The organism is Uruburuella testudinis, from assembly GCF_022870865.1.
Classification (GTDB): domain Bacteria; phylum Pseudomonadota; class Gammaproteobacteria; order Burkholderiales; family Neisseriaceae; genus Neisseria; species Neisseria testudinis.
This window is the reverse complement of the sequence record NZ_CP091508.1, coordinates 891716-910403: the sequence shown is the minus strand read 5'-3', so window position 1 is coordinate 910403 and position 18688 is coordinate 891716. Positions and strand designations below refer to the sequence as shown.

The 18688-nt window shown below is 54.2% G+C and carries 19 protein-coding genes; 5 read left to right on the top strand and 14 right to left on the bottom strand.

Annotation, left to right across the window (positions count from 1 at the left end):
• Positions 1-3: 3 nt before the first annotated feature.
• The 10 genes from LVJ83_RS04100 to LVJ83_RS04055 form a co-directional block, all read right to left on the bottom strand.
• Positions 4-276 carry an ACT domain-containing protein gene (locus LVJ83_RS04100; protein WP_244786575.1) on the bottom strand — a complete coding sequence of 91 codons (273 nt, stop codon included), beginning with the start codon at positions 274-276 and terminating at the stop codon, positions 4-6.
• 366 nt (positions 277-642) lie between these two features.
• Entirely contained in the window at positions 643-1845 is a 1203-nt protein-coding gene (trpB, locus tag LVJ83_RS04095; protein ID WP_244786573.1) for a tryptophan synthase subunit beta, read from the bottom strand.
• 63 nt (positions 1846-1908) lie between these two features.
• Positions 1909-2472, bottom strand: coding sequence for an ADP-ribosylglycohydrolase family protein (locus tag LVJ83_RS04090; RefSeq protein WP_244786571.1), 564 nt, complete (start codon positions 2470-2472; stop codon positions 1909-1911).
• Between the two features lie 58 nt (positions 2473-2530).
• On the bottom strand, positions 2531-2725 hold the full coding sequence (locus LVJ83_RS04085) for a hypothetical protein (protein WP_244786569.1): 195 nt from the start codon (positions 2723-2725) through the stop codon (positions 2531-2533).
• A complete protein-coding gene (locus tag LVJ83_RS04080) occupies positions 2722-3357 on the bottom strand; it encodes a phosphoribosylanthranilate isomerase (protein WP_244786567.1) in 636 nt (211 codons plus the stop codon). The genes LVJ83_RS04085 and LVJ83_RS04080 overlap by 4 nt, the downstream gene beginning before the upstream one ends.
• Before the next feature lie 208 nt (positions 3358-3565).
• Positions 3566-4318: an amino acid ABC transporter ATP-binding protein gene (locus tag LVJ83_RS04075; RefSeq protein ID WP_244786565.1), complete on the bottom strand. Its 753-nt coding sequence runs from the start codon at positions 4316-4318 to the stop codon at positions 3566-3568.
• Between the two features lie 9 nt (positions 4319-4327).
• A complete protein-coding gene (locus LVJ83_RS04070) occupies positions 4328-5011 on the bottom strand; it encodes an amino acid ABC transporter permease (protein ID WP_425316019.1) in 684 nt (227 codons plus the stop codon).
• 22 nt (positions 5012-5033) lie between these two features.
• The gene (locus tag LVJ83_RS04065) at positions 5034-5864 is read right to left on the bottom strand and encodes an amino acid ABC transporter substrate-binding protein (protein ID WP_244786561.1); all 831 of its coding nucleotides are present in this window, start codon (positions 5862-5864) and stop codon (positions 5034-5036) included.
• A gap of 136 nt (positions 5865-6000) precedes the next feature.
• Entirely contained in the window at positions 6001-6654 is a 654-nt protein-coding gene (locus LVJ83_RS04060; protein WP_244786559.1) for a fumarylacetoacetate hydrolase family protein, read from the bottom strand.
• Positions 6655-6726: 72 nt separating this feature from the next.
• On the bottom strand, positions 6727-8445 hold the full coding sequence (locus tag LVJ83_RS04055; protein ID WP_244786557.1) for a proline--tRNA ligase: 1719 nt from the start codon (positions 8443-8445) through the stop codon (positions 6727-6729).
• Positions 8446-8905: 460 nt separating this feature from the next.
• On the opposite strand from LVJ83_RS04055, the gene LVJ83_RS04050 reads away from it, so the two are divergent.
• Positions 8906-9559: a carbonic anhydrase gene (locus LVJ83_RS04050; RefSeq protein WP_244786555.1), complete on the top strand. Its 654-nt coding sequence runs from the start codon at positions 8906-8908 to the stop codon at positions 9557-9559.
• A gap of 72 nt (positions 9560-9631) precedes the next feature.
• On the opposite strand, the gene LVJ83_RS04045 is transcribed toward LVJ83_RS04050, so the two are convergent.
• From LVJ83_RS04045 to LVJ83_RS04030, 4 genes are all read right to left on the bottom strand, one after another.
• Positions 9632-11257: an ABC-F family ATPase gene (locus tag LVJ83_RS04045; RefSeq protein WP_244786554.1), complete on the bottom strand. Its 1626-nt coding sequence runs from the start codon at positions 11255-11257 to the stop codon at positions 9632-9634.
• A 199-nt stretch (positions 11258-11456) separates the two neighbouring features.
• Positions 11457-11735: a hypothetical protein gene (locus LVJ83_RS04040; protein WP_244786552.1), complete on the bottom strand. Its 279-nt coding sequence runs from the start codon at positions 11733-11735 to the stop codon at positions 11457-11459.
• A gap of 168 nt (positions 11736-11903) precedes the next feature.
• Positions 11904-13529, bottom strand: coding sequence for an ABC transporter substrate-binding protein (locus LVJ83_RS04035; RefSeq protein ID WP_244786550.1), 1626 nt, complete (start codon positions 13527-13529; stop codon positions 11904-11906).
• An 82-nt stretch (positions 13530-13611) separates the two neighbouring features.
• A complete protein-coding gene (locus tag LVJ83_RS04030; protein WP_244786548.1) occupies positions 13612-14406 on the bottom strand; it encodes a thymidylate synthase in 795 nt (264 codons plus the stop codon).
• A 428-nt stretch (positions 14407-14834) separates the two neighbouring features.
• On the opposite strand from LVJ83_RS04030, the gene gdhA reads away from it, so the two are divergent.
• The 4 genes from gdhA (at position 14835) to lapB (ending at position 18596) form a co-directional block, all read left to right on the top strand.
• Positions 14835-16172, top strand: coding sequence for an NADP-specific glutamate dehydrogenase (gene gdhA / locus LVJ83_RS04025; protein WP_244786546.1), 1338 nt, complete (start codon positions 14835-14837; stop codon positions 16170-16172).
• A 228-nt stretch (positions 16173-16400) separates the two neighbouring features.
• The gene (locus tag LVJ83_RS04020) at positions 16401-16883 is read left to right on the top strand and encodes a DMP19 family protein (protein WP_244786544.1); all 483 of its coding nucleotides are present in this window, start codon (positions 16401-16403) and stop codon (positions 16881-16883) included.
• 222 nt (positions 16884-17105) lie between these two features.
• Positions 17106-17420 (top strand): LapA family protein, encoded by a 315-nt coding sequence (locus tag LVJ83_RS04015; RefSeq protein ID WP_244786542.1) that lies wholly within the window; start codon positions 17106-17108, stop codon positions 17418-17420.
• Positions 17421-17426: 6 nt separating this feature from the next.
• Positions 17427-18596, top strand: coding sequence for a lipopolysaccharide assembly protein LapB (gene lapB, locus LVJ83_RS04010; protein WP_244786540.1), 1170 nt, complete (start codon positions 17427-17429; stop codon positions 18594-18596).
• The last annotated feature ends 92 nt before the right edge of the window (positions 18597-18688 follow it).

The following is an 18688-nucleotide window of genomic DNA, read 5'->3' as shown; positions in this document are numbered from 1 at the left end:
CCTTTAAATGCGGTGCATGGCGTTGAAAATGTCTTCATTCTGCATGCGGATGTCCAGCGCCAGCTCTTGGCCTTGTTCGGCAAACAAATCGAGCATTTCCCGGCGGCTTTTCGGGCATTTGGCGGTATCGACCAGAATAATCATGGTAAAAAAATCATCCATCAGCTGTTGGCTGATGTTGAGGATATTCAATTGGTTTTCGGCCAACAGTTTGGATACGTCATACACAATACCGATGCGGTCTTTGCCGATAACGGTAATCACAGAATGGCTCATAGTGCGCTTCCTTGGTTGATTTGAGATGAAATTTTATCTTTTCAGACGGCCTCGTATGATCGAAGAGGCCGTCTGAACGATGGGCAACTCAATTTTCCGCCCTAGGGTGTCCTGATGTGTCGTTTATGAGGGGATTTTTGTTCCTGGAAATGCAGGTGCAAGGCAAAAAACGCAGCAAGATTGGGCATCTTACAAGGCTTTTTAACGCAGCAGATGCGTTGTCAGGGGCAAAATACACCCTAAATCGACACATCAGGATACCCTAATAGTGGAATCCGAAAAGAAGTGATACAAGGCAGCAAGCCCGCAGGCAATACAGCCGGGGCATCCCGTCGCCGTAACACTTTTTTATTCATTTCACTATCTTTACAACTCAATGCCTTTGAGCTTGGCCACGGTGTTGATGTCTTTATCGCCCCGACCGGAGAGGTTCACCAAAATCACCTGCTCTTTGCTCATTTTCGGCGCCTCGGCCACCGCCCAAGCCAGCGCATGGCTGGATTCGAGCGCGGGGATAATGCCCTCATACCGGCACAACAAATCAAAAGCCGCCAACGCTGATTCATCGTCGGCAGCGTGGTATTCAACGCGGCCGATATCGGCCAGATGGCTGTGCTCGGGGCCGATACCGGGATAGTCCAAACCGGCCGACACCGAATGCGTGCCCAACACCTGACCGTTGTCGTCCTGCATCAGATAGCTGCGGAAACCGTGCAGCACGCCGATGGGGGCTTGGCTGGTAATCGGTGCGGCATGGTCGGGCGTATCCACGCCGCGGCCACCTGCTTCCACGCCCACCAGGCGCACGCCCGATTCTTCGATATAAGGGTGAAACAGACCGATGGCATTGGAGCCGCCGCCCACACAGGCCACCGCTACATCCGGCTGGCGGCCGATAGCTTCGAGCATCTGCTTTTTGGCTTCATTGCCGATGACACACTGAAAATCGCGCACCATTTCCGGATAAGGCGCGGGGCCGGCAGCGGTGCCGATGATGTAAAATGTGTCGTCCACACGCGCCACCCACTCACGCATGGCTTCATTCATGGCATCTTTCAATGTGCGCGAACCGCTTTCCACAGCCACCACATTGGCGCCCAACAGTTTCATGCGGAACACGTTCGGCGCCTGGCGTTGAATATCGTCTGCCCCCATATACACATGGCATTCCATGCCGAAGCGCGCCGCTACCGTGGCTGAAGCCACGCCGTGCTGGCCGGCGCCGGTTTCGGCAATCACGCGTTTTTTGCCCATGCGCTGCGCCAATAAGGCCTGGCCGATGGTGTTGTTGACCTTGTGCGCTCCGGTGTGGTTGAGGTCTTCGCGCTTCAGATAGATTTGCGCGCCGCCGAGTTTTTCGCTCAACCGCTCGGCGTGATACACCGGGCTGGGGCGGCCGACATAATGTTTCAAATCATGGTGGAATGCTTGCCAAAACTCAGGATCGTTTTTGGCTTCTTGATACGCATCGGCCAATTCTTGCAGCGCGGGAATCAGCGTTTCAGAAACATATACGCCGCCGTGTTCGCCGAAAAAACCCTGTTCGTCGGGAGATTGATAGTTTTTCATGTTTTACCCTTTTAAAATCAGCTTTTCAGACGGCATCACCTTATCAGGCCGTCTGAAACATCATCATATGGTACTTGATATGGTGCTTGTTTGCGCCGGTGTCTGCCGGCAGCAACGCGCCGTAAAAGCAGCCAGCGTTGCAGCAATATCATCCGGCAAAAAAGCATGTGTCCGCTCGGCAATATCATCCGGCACCCCGTAATAAGCCTCGGCCACGCTGCACGTAACGGCTGCCAGCGTGTCGGAATCGCCGCCGAGCGACACCGCCAGCCGCAGCGCATGTTCAAAATCACGGCTTTCAAAAAATGCCGTCAGCGCTTCGGGAACGGTTTCCTGGCAGGTTTCGTTAAACTCATACACCTCGCGGATATCGTCGCAACTGCGGGCAAACGAATAGCCGAAGCGCTGTGCAATTTGCTGGCGGATAAAATCCTTGCTGCGCCCTTCGCGCGCCCAAAACACTGCCGCTGCCACCGCCTGCGCCCCTTTGATGCCTTCGGGGTGGTTATGGGTAATCGCCGCACTGGCTTCGGCCAAATCCAACGCCTGTTGCAGGCTTTCCGCCGCCCGGCTCAGCGGCGAAGTGCGTATGGCGGCGCCGTTGCCGAAGCTGTTGTAAGCGGCCATATCGGGAATATCGAGCTAGCGGACAAACATATTGCCATAGCCCGAACCCGGATATTTTTTACACCAGCGCCGCATCAGCACCGCCAAATCTTCGCGGCAGTCGTGCAGCAGCCAATCGGCTGCACACCGTATCATCCGTCATCATGCAGTTGTCTGCAAACAGCGTAAAATCTGTGGCACGGTAATTATTGAATTCAAAACACGAGCCTACAACATCACCCACGGCTGCGCCGATTAATACCTGATGACTCATCTTGCGCCCTTTTCCATTTGCCGCACCGCTGCCAAAAACGCCGCCATTTTCTGCGGGCATTTCACCCCTGGTGCACTTTCCACACCGCTGGAAATATCAACCGCTTTCGCGCCGGTGGTGCGCACCGCCTCGGCTGTATTATCCGGCGTTAATCCGCCCGACAATATCCAATGGCTGTTTAAATCATCCGGCAGCATGCGCCAGTCGAAGCTGTGGCCCGTGCCGCCGTATTCGCCCGCCACATGGGCATCAAACAACACGGCGCGCGCATCGGCATAAAGCACGGCGGCATCGAGCATATCTTGCGTATGGCGCACGCGCACGGCTTTAATATACGGGCGGTCAAAGCGGCGGCAGAATTCGGGGGATTCGTCGCCGTGAAACTGAATTATATCCACCGGCAGCTGTTGCAAAATTTGGCGGATAACGGCTTCAGTTTCATTCACAAACAAAGCCACCACGCTGACAAACGGCGGCAGCGCCCGCACCACAGCCTGCGCTTGGGCAGCGCTGACAAAACGTCGGCTTTTTTCATAAAACACCAGGCCGACCGCATCCACGCCCAAACGGGCAGCTTCAGCGGCATCTTCGGCACGGGTAAAGCCGCAGATTTTCGTGCGGATTTTGCTCATATTTACTCCAGCGTAATCGGTATCGGCCGGCCATAATGGCATGCTGTAAAAATTGAGGCCGTCTGAAACACTTTTCAGACGGCCTATTATATAACCATAACAGCAGGCTTAGGGCATCCGGCAAGGTGTTGGCAGGCAGATTTTTACGGCGCAGCACATCTGCCGGATTCGCCTCATCCTCTTTCAGACGGCCATCAGTATCCAAACTTCAGGCTTCGGCGCGAATCTGCTGCAAAAAGCGCTTGGTACGCTCGTGTTGCGGATTGCGGAACAATTGCTCGGGCGCGCCCTGCTCCACAATCACACCGCCGTCCATCACCACCACCGTGGTGGCAACATCGAGCGCAAATTTGATTTCATGGCTCACCACCACCATCGTCCAGCCTTCCTGCGCCAAACCTTTCATGGTATTCAACACATCCTGCACCAATTCGGGGTCGAGCGCGGAAGTCGGCTCGTCAAACAACATCAGCTCAGGCTGGATGGCCAACGCTCTGGCAATGCCGACCCGCTGCTGCTGGCCGCCCGAAAGCTGGTAGGGGTAAAGGTCGATTTTATCGCCCAAGCCCACTTTTTCGAGCAGCGCCACAGCTTCGGCGCGGGCAGTGGCTTGCGGCTTGCCCTGCACCGCCACCGGGCCTTCCATCACGTTTTCCAACGCCGTTTTGTGCGGAAACAGATTGTATTGCTGAAACACCATGCCCGATTTTCGGCGCAGCGCCAGAATCTCTTTTTTGGAAGGCCGGGCGGCGAAATCCACTTTCAGCGGCTCGGCGCCTTCAAATTCAATACTGCCCTGCTGCGGCGTTTCCAGTGCATTGAGACAGCGCAAAAACGTGGTTTTACCCGAGCCGGACGGGCCGAGAATCACCACCACATTGCCTTTATCGACATCCAAATCAATGCCGCGCAAGATTTCATTATCGCCAAACGCTTTGTGGATATTGCGGATTTTAATCATTCACGGCTCCTATTTGGCCACATAACGGTCAAGGCGTTTTTCTAACTTGGCCTGGCCGATAAACAGGAAGAAGCAAAACACCCAATACACCAACCCGGCTTCGATATACACCGGCAGAAAATCATAGCTGGCATTGGCAATTTGCTGCGCCACGCGGAAAAGCTCGGTAATGGTTACCACCGAAGCCAGCGAAGTTTCTTTAAACAGGCTGATAAAGGTATTGCTCAAAGGCGGCACCGACACGCGGAACGCCTGCGGCATAATGATACGGCGGAAGGTCTGCATATAAGTCATGCCGATGGTAAAACCGGCTTCCCACTGCCCTTTGGGCACCGACAAAATTGCCGCACGGATGGTTTCCGAAGCATAAGCGCCGATATTGAGCGAAAAGCCGATAACGGCGGTGGGCAGCGGATCGAGTGTAATGCCGATGGCGGGCAGGCCGTAAAACACAATCATCAGCTGTACCAGCATCGGCGTGCCGCGGATGGCAGACACATAAAACTTCACCACGCCCAGCAGCAGGCGGTGGACGATGCCGCCCATCGGCACGATGCGCACCAATGCCACGGCAACCGCAATCAGGATGCCGAATACAAACGATACCAACGCCAGCGGAATCGAATAAACAAACCCGGCTTTCACCATCGGCCAGAAAGCATTTATGACCAAAGCCGCACGGGCTTCGGTCATAAACGGTAAGGCGCTTAAAATATCACTTAACACTGACGTCTTCACCAAAGAATTGTTCGCCCAACTGCTTCAGCGTGCCATCGGCGCGCAATTCTTCTACTGCGCCGCTGATTTTCGCCAATGCCTCATCGTTGCCTTTATTGGCAATAAAGCCCGAACCGAGTTTTTGATCTGCGCCGGCCGTCCAAGCGGTTTTCAGGCCTGAATCAGGGGTTTTCTTGAGGTAGTCGAGCAGCGCCAGCGAATCATTAAAGGTAAAGTCGGCACGGCTTTGCTGCACCAGCGCCAGCGCTTGCGCCATACCGTCTACCGGCACGATTTTCGCACCGGCTTTTTCGGCCATTTCGCCATAATTGCTGCTCAATGATTGGGCGGAAGACAAGCCCTTCACATCAGCCAGCGTTTTGATGCGGTCATCCTCTTTACGGTTGACTGCCATCGGGCCGGAATAGCTGTATTCGGCCGATTTGTCAAACGTAGCCTGACGCTCGGGCGTGGTCAGGCTCACTTGGTTGGCCACCAAATCAAAACGGCCCGCTTTCAAACCGGCCAGCATGGCATCCCATTGAGTTTCTTTAAAATCAACTTTCACGCCCAGCTTTTCAGCCACTGCTCGGGTAACTTCCACATCATAGCCGGTCAGTTTGCCGGCATCGTCATGATAAGTAAACGGCGCGTAAGTGCCCTCGGTGCCCACGATAATGGTGCCCTGATTGTTGATACGGTCGAGCAGCGAACCGGCCTGCTCCTGCGCCGGAGCAGAAGCCGAACCGGCAGCGCTGTTGCCGCCCTCATTGCCGCAAGCAGCCAAAGCCAAAGCAGCAATGCCGCCGAGCATGATTTTTTTCAGCATGATGATTTCCTGATGGGTTTGTTAGAATATAAACCCTGTATTGTACGGGTTTTGCCACCACAACACAAAGAACCGATGCTTCTATCGGTTATAGCCGGCCGGCCAAATGGGGTTTCAGACGGCCTGAATAAATGCCTCACGCCACCGCAAATTCCGCCTGCACCAGCCCGGCCAAATCCAGCGACAATCTGTCGCCGCTGTGCAACTCGCCCACACCGGCGGGCGTGCCGGTAAACACCACATCGCCTGTGCGCAAACCATAGCTTGCCGCCAGCTCCTGCAAAACCGCCGCCAACGGATAAATCATATGGTCGGTGTGGCCGTGTTGGCGCAGTTCGCCATTAATGTGCAGCGTAAACCCGCATGCCTGCGGTTGGGTGAGCTTTTGCGCCGCCACAAAATCCGACACACACGCCGCACCGCGAAAACCTTTCGCCTTGGTCCACGGCAGCCCTTTTTCTTTCAGACGGCCTTGAACATCGCGCGCGGTCAGATCCAAGCCCACACCGTAACCCGCAATAATATCCAACGGATTATCTCCATCACCGAAGCCCTCTGCATCTTGGCCGATAAGCAACACCAGCTCGCATTCGTAATGCACTGATTGGCTGAAATGCGGCAGCACAATGGCCGCGCCGCTTTGCAACAGGCTGTTGTTCGGCTTCATAAACACCACCGGCTCAGTGGGCGTTTCGTTTTTCAATTCGGCGATATGGTCGACATAATTGCGGCCGATACAGAAAATATTGTTGAGGCGAACGGGTTGGGTTTCGAGGCAGACCTGTCGCATAAGATTGCTCCTGAATAATACTGTTTTAAGATACACACAGGCCGTCTGAACCCTTTCAGACGGCCTGTTGGTTTACTTCGCGGCCAATGCGTCCAACACTTTTCGCACCACCTCATCCACTGCCACGCTTTGGGCTTCGCCGGCTTGGCGTTCGGCATATTCGACGTTGCCCTCTTTCAAAGCGCGGTCGCCGATAACGATGCGGTGCGGAATGCCTAAAAGCTCGGAATCGTTGAGCAACACGCCCGCGCGTTCATCGCGGTCATCCAGCAAAACATCCACGCCGGCGGCCAAGAGCTCGCCATACAATTTGTCGGCGGCTTCGCGCACGCTGTCGGATTTTTTGTAGCTCATCGGCACCACCACAACGGTAAACGGCGCCATGGCATTGCTCCAAATGATGCCGCGTTCGTCATTGTTTTGCTCGATAGCGGCAGCCACGATGCGGGTGATGCCGATGCCGTAGCAGCCCATTTCCATGATTTTCGATTTGCCGTTGTTGTCGAGCACGGTGGCATTCATGGCTTCGGAATATTTGCTGCGCAATTGGAACACATGGCCGACTTCGATACCGCGTGCAAGTTTCAGACGGCCTTGACCATCAGGGCTGGCATCGCCTTCCAATACATTGCGCAAATCGACAAATTCCGGCTCGGCAGCATCGCGGCCGAAATTGAAACCGGTGTAGTGGTAGTCGTCTTCGTTGGCACCGATGGCCCAATCTGCGCCTTTTTCAGTGGCAAAATCGGCATACACGCGGCCTTTGAAGCCGACCGGACCGAGCGAGCCGCCGTTGGCGCCGAATTGCTCGCGGATAAGTGCGGGGTCGGCCATGGTGAGCGGCGATTTTACGCCGGCGAGTTTTTCGGCTTTGATGTCGTTGAATTCATGGTCGCCGCGCAACAGCAGCAGCACGATTTCGCCGGCTTCTTCACCCTCCACCACAATCGATTTCAGTGTTTGCTCAATCGGCAGGTTTAAAAATTCAACTAATGCGGCGATGGTTTTCACGGAGGGGGTATGCACTTTGGCCAATGGGGCGGCGGCGGCGGCACGTTCGCCTGCCAGCGGCAAAGTGGCGGCCAATTCAACGTTGGCGGCAAAATCGGATGTGTCGCTGTAGGCAATCACGTCTTCACCGCTGTCGGCCAACACTTGGAATTCGTGCGAACCGGTGCCGCCGATGCTGCCGGTGTCGGCGGCCACCGGGCGGTAATCCAGGCCGAGGCGGTCGAAAATACGGCAATAGGCGTCATACATGGGCTGATAGCCGTCACGCACCAGTGATTCGTAATCGGCGTGGAAAGAATAAGCATCTTTCATCACAAACTCGCGGGCGCGCATCACGCCGAAACGCGGGCGCACTTCATCGCGGAATTTGGTTTGGATGTGGTAGAAGTTTTTCGGCAATTGTTTGTAGCTGGTGATTTCTTTGCGCACAATGTCGGTAATCACTTCTTCACATGTGGGCCCCATGCAGAAATCGCGCTCGTGGCGGTCTTTGAGGCGCAGCAATTCTTTGCCGTAAAATTCCCAACGGCCGCTCTCCTGCCACAACTCGGCCGGCTGCACTACCGGCATCAGCAATTCTACCGCGCCGGCGCGGTTCATCTCTTCGCGCACCACCGCTTCAACTTTACGCAAAACGCGCAAGCCCATCGGCATCCAGGTGTAAAGACCGGAAGCCACACTTTTGATCAGGCCGGCACGCAGCATCAGTTTGTGGCTGGGCAAGGCGGCTTCGGCAGGGGCTTCTTTGAGGGTGGAAATAAAAAATCGGCTGGCTTTCATGATATGTAAATTCTGGTGTGTAAAATAATGCCCGATTGTACCGCGAAACCGCATTCGAGGCATGTATTTCTCAGCATCGCAGGCTATTCGGCACGGCTGTCAAGCGGTTTCATACACAGCTTTCAGACGGCCTTGTTTTTGCTAAGATTTTTCTTAATCATCTGCCTAAAAACGATTGATTAAATTTAAGTTGTTGATTTTTATATATTTTATTTTGATTATTTTTTAAGCAACAATAAACACAGGTTGGTAACATAAAGGTTTTTTCAGCTTACACCAAGGTTATACACACACTTATCCACAGATAATGTGTATGATTTGTGACGCTGCCCCGCCATGCCGGCGGCGGCGGTCATAAAAGTAATCGAAAGTAAATCATACGCTCTTGTGTGATGCTGCCGTTGGGATTAGAGTAGCCCCCAGATGATTATCATCTGCACACACAAAAAAAGGATGCATCATGAGCAAAACCCAACACGATATTTTCGAATACAACCACCGCTGGGCTGAGGACAAACTACAGGCCGACCCGCATTTTTTTGAGCACCTTTCCGCCACGCAAACGCCTGATTATCTGTATATCGGCTGCTCTGACAGCCGCGTGAGTGCCGAAGAAATGATGGGCATGGCGCCGGGCGAGGTGTTTGTGCACCGCAATATTGCCAATATGGTCAATGCGCTCGACATCAATGCCGCCTCGGTGGTGCGCTATGCGGTGGAGCATCTGAAAGTGAAGCATATCGTGGTGTGCGGGCATTACCAGTGCGGCGGCATCCACGCGGCCATGCAGCCGCGAGACTACGGCCTGCTCAACCCTTGGCTGCGCACCATCCGCGATGTTTACCGCCTGCACCGTGAAGAATTGGATGCGATTGCCGATGAACATGCGCGCTACGACCGGCTGGTGGAATTGAATGTGCAGGAGCAGTGTATCAATCTGATTAAAATCGCCTGTGTGCAGAAACGCTATCTGAAAGAGCAATACCCTACCGTGCACGGCTGGGTGTTTGATATCCGCACAGGCCGTCTGAAAGATTTGCAGATTGATTTCAAAGGCATTCTCAACGATATTCAGCGGATTTACGATTTGACCGACAGCGAATGGTCGGTATAAGCCGCTGTCTGTGTATAAAGGCCGTCTGAAACAAACGATGTTTCAGACGGCCTTTGTCAGTATCAACGATAATTACACGCCTTTTTTATCCAGATAGCTTTCATAATCGCCCAAATAATGTTCATAACCGCCGCTGCCGTCCAACTCAATGATTTGAGTGGCCAGCGACGATACAAACTGGCGGTCGTGCGACACGAAAATCAGGGTGCCGTTGTATTTTTCCAGCGCCATGTTGAGCGATTCGATGCTTTCCATATCCATGTGGTTGGTGGGTTCGTCCATCACCAGCACGTTCGGTTTGAGCAGCAGCAGTTTGCCGTAGAGCATGCGGCCTTTTTCGCCGCCGCTGAGCACCTGCACCTGCTTCACCACATCGTTGCTGCCGAACAGCAGGCGGCCGAGCGTGCCGCGGATCACTTGTTCGTCGTCGCCTTCCTGACCCCATTGGCGCATCCATTCGGTGAGATTCATGTCGACATCGAAATCGTTTTCGTGGTCTTGCGGGTAGTAGCCGACATTGGCTTTTTCCGCCCACTTGATTTTACCCGCATCAGGCGCTACGCCTTCGCTGTATTCCGGGTTAAATGCGCCGGCCAACAGCTTCAGCAATGTGGATTTACCGGCGCCGTTGGGGCCGATAATCGCCAGGCGCTCGCCGGCATCCAGCATGAAATTGAGGTTTTTAAACAAGGGGGTTTCAAAGCGCTTGGCCAAATTTTCCACTTCCACGGCTTGGCGGTGCAGCTTGGCTTTTTCATCGGCTTCAAAACGGATATACGGGTTTTGGCGGGTAGACGGTTTGACTTCTACCATTTCCGATTTGATTTTATCGGCCTGTTTCAAACGGCTGGTGGCCTGGCGGGCTTTGGATTTATTGGCCGAAAAGCGCGCCACAAATTCTTGCAGCTCTTGCAGTTTTTCTTTGGCTTTGGCGTTGTCTTTCATGGCCCGTTCGCGCGATTGGGCGGAGGCGAGCATGTAGTCATCGTAGTTGCCGGGATAGATGGTGATGCTGTGGTAATCGACGTCGGCCATGTGGGTGCACACTTCATTTAAAAAGTGGCGGTCGTGCGAAATGATGATCATGGTCGAATCGTATTGGTTCAACACGCCTTCGAGCCAGCGGATGGTATTGATATCGAGGTTGTTGGTCGGCTCGTCGAGCAGCAGCACATCGGGTTTGGAAAACAGCGCCTGCGCCAGCAGCACGCGCAGCTTGAAGCCGGGGGCGACTTCGCTCATCAGCGCATTGTGCAGATCTTCGGAAATGCCCACGCCGCTCAACAGCTCGGCCGCACGCGCTTCGGCGGTGTAGCCGTCGTATTCGGCGAACTTGGCCTCTAAATCGGCGGCGCGCATGTAATCGTCTTCGGTGGCGTCGAGGTTGGCGTAAATCGCATCGCGCTCGGTCATCGCCGCCCACATTTCCACATGCCCCATCATCACCACATCAAGCACGCGCATGTCTTCATAGGCGAATTGGTCTTGGCGCAGTTTGCCGAGGCGCACGCCGTTTTCAATCGCCACTTCGCCGCTGGTCGGCTCCAAATCGCCGCCGAGGATTTTCATAAAAGTAGACTTGCCCGAGCCGTTGGCGCCGATCAGGCCGTAGCGGTTGCCTTCGCCGAATTTCACAGACACATTTTCAAACAGCGGCTTGGCGCCGAACTGCATGGTAATGCCGTTGGTAGAAATCATTTTGTGTAAACCTTATGCAAAAGAATCATTTAATCGGCGGCGATTGTATCATATCTGCGCAAACGCTGCCGTGCTATTGTAGGCCGTCTGAAACACAACTCCCTATGGGCAACCGCCGCTTGCAGCGTGATTGATTCAGTGGTTTGAAAATGCCTAAGCTTTGGGGGCGGTTCACTTTTTCAGACGGCCTGTGTTTGCCTCAATCCAATACTTTTCCCGGCCGGATAAACTGATGTTCCGCCACGCTGGATTTCATCGCTGACGTGCCGGTTATCACGATTGATGCAATTGTCGACCAACAAACATCGAGCCCGCTCATTGATTGAATCAGCAACCTTAGGGTATCCTGACAATTCGATTTACGGATGCTTTTTGCCCCTGAAAACGCATCTGCTGCGTTAAAAAGCCTCGCAAGATGTCCAATCTTGCTGCGTTTTTTGCCTTGCACCTGCATTTCCAGGAACAAAAATCCCCTCATAAACGAATTATCAGGATACCCTAGGGTGTCATTCAAAAATGGGGGCATACACCGTCGCCGCTCTTTTTTTCTTTATCCTGTGTCGGCCTTGCTGATTGAGCGCTATGTATAAAAAAGGCCGTCTGAAACCTTAAAACCCAGTTTCAGACGGCCTCTGCTCACTTCAATTTATTGCTTGACAAACAAGCGTTTGCCCGGCAATTCGTTTAGCACATCTTCGGTCGAATAACCGCCGATATGCGGCTTGACCAAACGCGCGTTGACATAGCCGTATACCGGAATAATCGCGGCGTCTTCATCAATCTTCGATTCGGCCCGGCGGTAAAGCTCGCTGCGGGCGGCGGCATCTATATCGGCATCGAGGGTTTTATCCAGCAGTGCATCGTATTCGGCGCTTTGGTAAAACGCGCGGTTACTGCTGTTGCCGCTGCGCAAGGTGTTTAAAAATGTGGAAGGCTCGTTATAGTCGCCGCACCATGAAGCGCGGGCGAGCTGGTAGTTGCCGTTGCGGCGGTTGTCGAGATAGGTTTTCCATTCCTGGTTTTCCAGCTTCACATTCACAAAGCCGAGCGCCTGTTTCCACATCGAGGCGGCGGCCACGGCGATTTTTTTGTGTTGCTCGGAGGTGTTGTATAAAAACGTAAACGTCAGCGGTTTGCCTTCGCTGTAGCCGGCCTGAGCCAGCAGCTTTTTGGCTTCGTCGATGCGGGCGGTGTAGTCCATTTTTGTCCATGCCGGCACATAAGGCACGAAATCGGCGGTGCCGACGCGGGTCAGGTTATAGGCCGGCTCTTCGCCGCGCCCCAATACTTTGGCGGCGATGGTGTCGCGGTCGAGTGTGAGCGCCAATGCTTTGCGCACGCGGGCATCGTCAAACGGGGCTTTTTGGTTGTTGATTTCCAGATAATAGGTGCACAAATAGGGGCTGATTTTCAATTCGTCGGGGTGCTCCGCCCTGAGCTTGGCAAACATTTCGGGCGGCAATGCATCGGTAATGTCGACTTCGCCGGCTTTATAGCGCGCCACATCATCGGTTTGCGAGCCGATGGGCAAAAACACCATCCGCTCGGTTTTTACTGCTGCGGCATCGCGGTATTCGGGGTTTTTCGCCAATTCGATGCGCTCGTTTACCACCCATTTGCTGATTTTATAGGCGCCGTTGCCGACAAAATGCTCCGGCTGCGTCCATTTCACGCCGAATTTTTCGACTGTGGCGCGGTGCACGGGCTTGGTGGCGGCGTGGTAGAGCATTTTGGGAAAGTATGGCACGGGGGCGGTGAGGGTAATTTCGAGCGTTTGCGGATCGATGGCTTTTACGCCGAGGCTTTCGGGCGCTTTTTTAGCGGCGAGGATGTCGTCGATATTGTCAATTTTCGCCGCTTGCAGATAAGAGGCATAGGGCGATGCGGTGTTTGGGTCGACCAGGCGGCGCCAGCTGTACACGAAATCTTCTGCCGTTACCGGCTCGCCGTTGCTCCATTTGGCATCGGCGCGCAGTGTGAACGTCCACACTTTATTGTCGTCACTGTGCCAAGACTCGGCCACGGCGGGAATGATGTCGCCTTTTTCATCGGTTTCCACCAAGCCTTCAAACAAATCGCGCACGATGTTGATTTCGGGCACGCCGGTGATTTGGTGCGGGTCGAGCGATTGCGGTTCGGTAACGTTATTGCGGGTAATCGCATCGGCCGGCACAGCGGCGGCCTGCTGTGCTGCCGGCTCGCTGCCGCCGCAGGCACTCAATGCCAAAGCGGCGGCAACGGCAAGGGCGGAAAAGGGGAAATAAGGTTTCATGATTCTTCCTTTATAAACATTTTGTCATGATCATGATGCATCAGGCCGTCTGAAAGCTGTGTTTCAGACGGCCTCTTTGTGGCTATACAGCAACTGCGGCTTTGATGTGCGGATGCGGATCATAACCGGAGAGCTCGAAATCTTCGAATTTAAAGGCAAACAAGTCGGTCACTTCGGGATTGAGGTGCATGGTGGGCAAGGCACGCGGTTCGCGGCTCAGTTGCAGTTCGGCCTGCTCGAAATGGTTGCTGTAAAGATGTGCATCGCCGAAAGTATGGATAAATTCGCCCGCCTGCAAGCCGCATACCTGCGCCACCATCATGGTGAGCAGCGCATAGCTGGCGATGTTAAACGGCACGCCGAGAAAAATATCGGCGCTGCGCTGGTAAAGCTGGCACGATAATTTGCCGTCGGCCACGTAAAACTGAAACAGCGCATGGCAGGGCGGCAAAGCCATTTCATCAACCAAGGCCGGGTTCCAGGCAGATACAATCAGGCGGCGCGAATCGGGATTTTTTTTGATTTGCCCGATCAGGTTGCTGATTTGGTCGATGTGGCGGCCGTCGGGCGCGGGCCATGAGCGCCACTGGTAGCCGTAAACCGGCCCCAAATCACCGTTTTCATCGGCCCATTCGTCCCAAATCGACACATTATTGTCTTTCAGGTATTTGATGTTGGTGTCGCCCTGCAAAAACCACAACAATTCGTGGATAATCGAGCGCAGGTGCAGCTTTTTGGTGGTGAGCAGCGGAAAGCCCTCGCTCAAATCGAAGCGCATTTGGTAGCCGAATACCGAACGCGTGCCGGTGCCGGTGCGGTCGGCTTTATCGGTGCCGTGTTTGAGCACATGGCGCATTAAATCTTGATATGCCTGCATGAAAGTTCCTGTGTGGCGCCGTTGCCTATCTCTTTCAACAACCAACCGGCAAAGCAGGCAGGTTGTTTTTCCAATGGGTTTCAGACGGCCTGAAATAAAGATGGGCTATTGTAGCACCGGCAGGCTGTTTTTTTAAATGCCGTGCACCACAATCGCATTTGATGCAGGCCAAAGCACGCCGGTATGCGGAAATTTTATTTGGCAACACCCGCCGATGCGTTTATATTACACGCGGCTACATCTTTTGCCTCAGCAAGCGTAAGCGGCTGCCGGTTAACGCGGCTCCGACTGAATCCGGTCAAGATTCTTTATCGGATTTATCGGGGCTTTTTTCATCTCTGCCGGCTGCCGCTCAAATACGAACAGCCTAGCCAATATCTTATAAAAAATTGTTTTTTAAAATAAATTATCAACAAAGGAGTATCATCATGGCCGTAGACCTGCATCAGCTTTTCGGGCAAGTCAAACAGCGCGATCCGCATCAGGCGGTATTTCACCAAGCGGTAGAAGAAGTGTTTACCAGCCTGACGCCGTTTCTGGCCGCCAACCCACACTATGCCGGGCAGGGGCTGTTGGAGCGGCTGGTGGAGCCGGAGCGGGTGATTATGTTTCGCGTGCCGTGGATGGACGATGCGGGCAATGTGCAGGTCAACCGCGGCTTTCGCGTGCAGATGAATTCCGCCATCGGCCCTTATAAAGGCGGCCTGCGTTTTCACCCCAGTGTGAATCTGGGCGTGTTGAAATTTCTGGCGTTTGAGCAAGTGTTTAAAAACGGCCTCACCACGCTGCCGATGGGCGGCGGCAAAGGCGGCGCCGATTTCGACCCCAAAGGCAAGAGCGACCATGAAGTGATGCGCTTCTGCCAATCGTTTATGACCGAGCTGTTCCGCCACATCGGCGCCGACACCGACGTGCCCGCCGGCGATATCGGCGTGGGCGGCCGCGAAATCGGCTATCTTTTCGGCCAATACAAACGCCTGAGCAACGAATCCGCTTCCGTGCTCACCGGCAAAGGCCTCAGCTACGGCGGCAGCCTGATCCGCCCCGAAGCCACCGGCTACGGCACGGTTTATTTTGCCGAATTCATGCTCGCCACCCGCAACGACACCCTCGCCGGCAAACGCGCCGTGGTATCCGGCTCGGGCAACGTAGCGCAATATGCCTGCGAAAAACTGCTGCACAACGGTGCACAAGTGCTGACCGTATCTGATTCAGACGGCTTCGTGTATTTTCCCCACGGCATGACCGAACCCCAACTTGCCGCACTCAAAGAATTGAAAAACGAACGCCGCGCCCGCCTGGCGGTTTATGCTGAAGAGCAAGGCCTGCCCTACCACCAAGGCCTGCGCCCGTGGCATGTGCCCTGCGATCTCGCCCTGCCCTGCGCCACGCAAAACGAGTTGGACGAAACCGATGCTGCCGCCCTGCTTGCCAACGGCTGCATCTGCGTGGCCGAAGGCGCCAACATGCCTTCCACCATCGCCGCCGCCGATGCCTTTATCAAGGCCAAAATCCTGTATGCACCGGGCAAGGCCAGCAATGCCGGCGGCGTAGCCACCTCCGGGCTGGAAATGAGCCAAAACGCCTTGCGCATGCCATGGCCGGCCGAAGAAGTAGACCGCCATCTCTACAACATCATGACCAACATCCACGAAGCCTGCCTGCAACACGGCCGTCAAAACGGTTTTACCAACTATGTAGACGGCGCCAATATTGCCGGCTTCGTTAAAGTGGCCGATGCCATGTTGGCACAAGGTATTGTGTAGGCAAACGCAGCCTCAGGCCGTCTGAACCTCTTCATCCGCATAAGCCGGTTACGTTCAGACGGCTCAGGGCGTCCTGATACCCATCTGCAAAAACAACCTGAGCGCAGATTTGAATCGCGCAAATTTTTCGCGTATTCTCCAACCCATACCCCGTAACCGGCAAGCAATGCCGCATCAACCATTTCATTGAACGGCAACTATCCTCCAGGCCGTCTGAAAGAAAACACCATGCCCAAATTCACCCTGCCCGACTACACCCCGCAAGACCCCGCCGCCTTTCTCTACCGGCTCAGCGATGCCTATCTGGCTTTTGCCGAAGCCGAAGGCGAAACCGCTATGGATAAGCTCAACGACGAGCAACACACGCTGCTGGCTTATTGCTATCTCGACAGCCAAGTGCAGGAAGGCGGCTTCATACAGCTGATTGCTGCGGGCTACGGTGAATATATTTTCATGAACCCGCTGGCCGACAGCCTGCGCCGCTGGCGCATCAAACCCACCCCGAAAATCATCGAACAGGCCAAAGCGCTGTATGCCGAACATGGCGCCGATATCGAAGCCCTGGCCGAAGCCGGCGAATCTTTAGACAACATCCGCACCCGCTTCAACGATTTTGAAGAACCCGACGGCGATTATTACGAAGCCGCCGATGAAGATTTGGCCGCGGCCGCCGCATACATACAGGCCAATCCGGCAAAATTCATCGAATAAGCCCCCTTTATCCAAATCATCTAAACTGCCTTGCCCGACCGCTTGGCCTGCTTATTTTGAGGCCGTCTGAACCATTTGTTTCACATCTATTCGCAAAAGCAAGCAGACAAAGCAGCCAAGATGCGCTTTTTTTGTGTGCATCACGCAAATCGTTTAAACTGTCTGTTGAAAAAAGTCTGCTTTCAGACGGCCTGAACAACCCCAAAGCTTACGGAGAATACGATGAAAATCGTTTACAGCATTATCAAGCTGCTTATTTTATTGGTGTTTCTGATATTGGCGGTCAGCAATACGCAAACCGTGCCATTTTTCTATCTGCCCGGCCAAGAGGTAGATTTGCCCTTGATTGTAGTGTTGTTCGGTGCTTTTGTGATTGGCGCGGTGTTCGGCCTGTTTGCCCTGTTCGGCCGCCTGCTGGCCTTGCGCAGTGAAAACAGCCGCCTGCGCGCAGAAGTTAAAAAATCCGCCCGCCTCACCGAGCAGGATTTGGCCGCGCCGGCCGCTGCCACAGCCGTTGTGCCGGCCGGCAAGGAATAAGCGCACATGGAAAACGAAATGTGGATGTGGCTGCTGCCGATTATCCTGCTGCCGGTGTTTTTCGCCATGGGCTGGTTTGCCGCCCGGGTAGACATGAAAACCGTGCTCAAGCAGGCCAAAAGCGTGCCGGTGGGCTTTTACAAAAGCCTGGATGCGCTGGTAGACCGCAACAGCGGCAAGGCGGCGCGCGAGCTGGCCGAAGTAATCGACCAGCAGCCGCAATCGTATGACTTGAATCTGACGCTGGGCAAACTCTACCGCCAGCGGGGCGAAAACGACAAAGCCATCGCCATGCATCAGGCTCTGCTCGATTCGCCCGACACCGTGGGCGACAAGCGCGAGCGGGTGCTGTTTGAATTGGGCCAGAATTACCAAAGCGCCGGCCTGGTCGACCGCGCCGAACAAATTTTTCTCGGCCTGCAAAACGGCAATATGGCCAAGGAAGCGCGCCAAGTGTTGTTGAGCATTTACCAGCAAGACCGCGATTGGGAAAAAGCCATCGAAATGGCGCAGCTTTTGAGCCACGACGAGCAAACTTATCAATTTGAAATTGCGCAGTTTTATTGCGAGCTGGCGCAGGCGGCGCTGTTTAAATCCGATTTCGACGCCGCCCGTGCCGATGTGCAACAAGCTTTGGATGCCAATAAAAAATGCACCCGTGCCAATATGATTTTGGGCGATATCGAACAAAAACAAGGGCGTTACGAGGCGGCCATTGAGGCTTACAGCGCCATTGAAAAGCAAAACCATGCTTATTTGAGCATGGTGGGCGAGCGCCTGTATGATGCTTACGATGCGCTCGGCAAGCCTCAAGAAGGCTTGAGCGTGCTGGTGGGCTATATGCAGACCTTTCCGCAGCTTGATCTGATTAATGTGATTTATGACAAAGTGCTGCTGCTCGACGGCGAAGCCGAAGCGGCGCAAACGGCATTGGATCTGGTGCGCCAAAAACCGGATTTGCAAGGCGTCTACCGTTTGCTCGGCCTGCAAATCAGCGGCTTGGAGCCAAGCTGGAAAGCCGATGCGGATATGATGCGCGGCGTAATCGGGCGCCAATTGCAAAAAGCGGTGATGTACCGCTGCCGCAACTGCCATTTCAAATCACAAGTTTTTTTCTGGCATTGCCCGGCCTGCAACAAATGGGAAACGTTTACGCCCAACCGGATTGAGGTGTAATGCCCGCCTGAAAAAATCAGCGGATAAGGTAAGGCAGCCTTATCCGCTGATTTTTAATTATACCCATTCACAAAAATAACCTAACGGCGTTG

Excerpts from the sequence above, each read along its gene's own strand:
- LVJ83_RS04085 (WP_244786569.1), bottom strand. The coding sequence starts at position 2,725 with ATGAGTCATCAGGTATTAATCGGCGCAGCCGTGGGTGATGTTGTAGGC.
- LVJ83_RS04020 (WP_244786544.1), top strand. The coding sequence starts at position 16,401 with ATGCCCAAATTCACCCTGCCCGACTACACCCCGCAAGACCCCGCCGCC.
- LVJ83_RS04045 (WP_244786554.1), bottom strand. The coding sequence starts at position 11,257 with ATGATTTCTACCAACGGCATTACCATGCAGTTCGGCGCCAAGCCGCTG.
- LVJ83_RS04070 (WP_425316019.1), bottom strand. The coding sequence starts at position 5,011 with ATGACCGAAGCCCGTGCGGCTTTGGTCATAAATGCTTTCTGGCCGATG.
- lapB (WP_244786540.1), top strand. The coding sequence starts at position 17,427 with ATGGAAAACGAAATGTGGATGTGGCTGCTGCCGATTATCCTGCTGCCG.
- LVJ83_RS04030 (WP_244786548.1), bottom strand. The coding sequence starts at position 14,406 with ATGCAGGCATATCAAGATTTAATGCGCCATGTGCTCAAACACGGCACC.
- LVJ83_RS04035 (WP_244786550.1), bottom strand. The coding sequence starts at position 13,529 with ATGAAACCTTATTTCCCCTTTTCCGCCCTTGCCGTTGCCGCCGCTTTG.
- LVJ83_RS04055 (WP_244786557.1), bottom strand. The coding sequence starts at position 8,445 with ATGAAAGCCAGCCGATTTTTTATTTCCACCCTCAAAGAAGCCCCTGCC.
- trpB (WP_244786573.1), bottom strand. The coding sequence starts at position 1,845 with ATGAAAAACTATCAATCTCCCGACGAACAGGGTTTTTTCGGCGAACAC.
- LVJ83_RS04080 (WP_244786567.1), bottom strand. The coding sequence starts at position 3,357 with ATGAGCAAAATCCGCACGAAAATCTGCGGCTTTACCCGTGCCGAAGAT.
- LVJ83_RS04100 (WP_244786575.1), bottom strand. The coding sequence starts at position 276 with ATGAGCCATTCTGTGATTACCGTTATCGGCAAAGACCGCATCGGTATT.
- LVJ83_RS04050 (WP_244786555.1), top strand. The coding sequence starts at position 8,906 with ATGAGCAAAACCCAACACGATATTTTCGAATACAACCACCGCTGGGCT.
- LVJ83_RS04065 (WP_244786561.1), bottom strand. The coding sequence starts at position 5,864 with ATGCTGAAAAAAATCATGCTCGGCGGCATTGCTGCTTTGGCTTTGGCT.
- LVJ83_RS04040 (WP_244786552.1), bottom strand. The coding sequence starts at position 11,735 with ATGAGGGGATTTTTGTTCCTGGAAATGCAGGTGCAAGGCAAAAAACGC.
- LVJ83_RS04060 (WP_244786559.1), bottom strand. The coding sequence starts at position 6,654 with ATGCGACAGGTCTGCCTCGAAACCCAACCCGTTCGCCTCAACAATATT.
- gdhA (WP_244786546.1), top strand. The coding sequence starts at position 14,835 with ATGGCCGTAGACCTGCATCAGCTTTTCGGGCAAGTCAAACAGCGCGAT.
- LVJ83_RS04075 (WP_244786565.1), bottom strand. The coding sequence starts at position 4,318 with ATGATTAAAATCCGCAATATCCACAAAGCGTTTGGCGATAATGAAATC.
- LVJ83_RS04015 (WP_244786542.1), top strand. The coding sequence starts at position 17,106 with ATGAAAATCGTTTACAGCATTATCAAGCTGCTTATTTTATTGGTGTTT.
- LVJ83_RS04090 (WP_244786571.1), bottom strand. The coding sequence starts at position 2,472 with ATGGCCGCTTACAACAGCTTCGGCAACGGCGCCGCCATACGCACTTCG.